At 60.8% G+C, this 1630-nt stretch carries 1 protein-coding gene; it reads right to left on the bottom strand.

Annotation, left to right across the window (positions count from 1 at the left end):
- The coding region (locus ACWF6P_RS31765; protein WP_452623699.1) for a non-ribosomal peptide synthetase at positions 1-1630 on the bottom strand (1630 nt) is incomplete at both ends.

The following is a 1630-nucleotide window of genomic DNA, read 5'->3' as shown; positions in this document are numbered from 1 at the left end:
TTGATGCGGCTGATGAGCCTGGTCGCATTCAGCGAATTACCACCCAACACGAAGAAATCATCATCCAACCCAACCCTCGACCCACACCCCAACACCACCGCAAACGCAGCAGCCACCACCAACTCCGAACCAGAAACCGGCGCCCGAAACACCCGCGAACCAAAAACAGGCTCCGGCAACGCCTTCCGATCCAACTTCCCCGCACTCGACAACGGGAACTCATCAACGACAACCACCACATCCGGAACCATGTACGACGGAAGCACCAACCCCAACGCAGCCCGAGCCCCCACCGAATCCACAGAACTACCCGCATCGGCCGAGGACCCAGCCGTCACATACCCGACCAGACGACTCCCCCCATGCACCACCACCACAGCACCCGAAACACCCGGCAACCCAGCCAACGCCGACTCGATCTCACCGAGCTCGATCCGCACCCCCCGAATCTTCACCTGAAAATCCGTCCGACCCAAATACACCAACGACCCAGCAGCACTCCACAACGCACGATCACCCGTGCGATACATCCGAGCACCCACCACAAACGGATTCGCCACAAACCGATCCGACGTCAAATCCGGACGCCGATGATAACCACGCGCCAACTGCGCACCATCGAGATACAACTCACCCGCAACACCCACCGGCACCGGACGCAACCGCGAATCCAACACATACCCACGCGTATTCCACACCGGCGTCCCGATCGGCACCACCCCAGACACCGAACCCACAATCCGATGCGCCGTCGTCGTAATCGCCGCCTCCGTCGGACCATACGTGTTATGCACCGCAGCCGACGTCAACGAACCCAACGCCACCGCAAGCTCCGGCGTCAACTCCTCACCACCGGCAAACAAATGCCGCAACGAACCCAACGCACCACCAAAACCATCAGCCACCAACGCCGCAAGCACCGACGGAACGAACTCCGCCACCGAAATCGCATGCTCGACCATCACACCCGCAAGATAATCCAACTCACGATGCCCACCCGGCCGCGTCACCACCAACCGCGCACCCACCGTCAACGGCAAAAACGACTCCCACACCGACACATCGAACGTGAACGGAGCACGCGCCATCACCCGATCATCCGCACCAACCCCATACTCCCCCGCCAACCACGCCAACTGATTGACAATCGCCCCATGACTGACCGACACACCCTTCGGCCGACCCGTCGACCCCGACGTGAACATCACATACGCCGCATTACCCGACCGCAACGGCGCCACCCGATCACCATCAGAAACCGGACCACCCGACAACCCACCCACATCAAGACCATCAAGAACAACAACATCCACACCCGCCGGCAACACACCCACAAACGCAGAAACAGTCAACACCAACCGCGGCGCAGCCGACTCAACCACAAACCCGATCCGCTCCACCGGCAACTCCGGATCAATCGGCACATACGCACCACCCGCAGCAACAACCGCATGCATCGCCACGATCATCTCCACCGAACGCTCCACCGCAAGCCCCACCAAAACATCCGGACCCACACCACGCCCGATCAACCACCGCGCCAACCGATTCACCCGCACACCGAACTCGGCATACGTCAACACCACATCACCGAACACCACAGCAACACGACCCGACGACACCTCAACCG

It is taken from the genome of Rhodococcus sp. NPDC055024, assembly GCF_053608585.1.
This window is presented reverse-complemented; position numbering and strand designations above follow the sequence as displayed.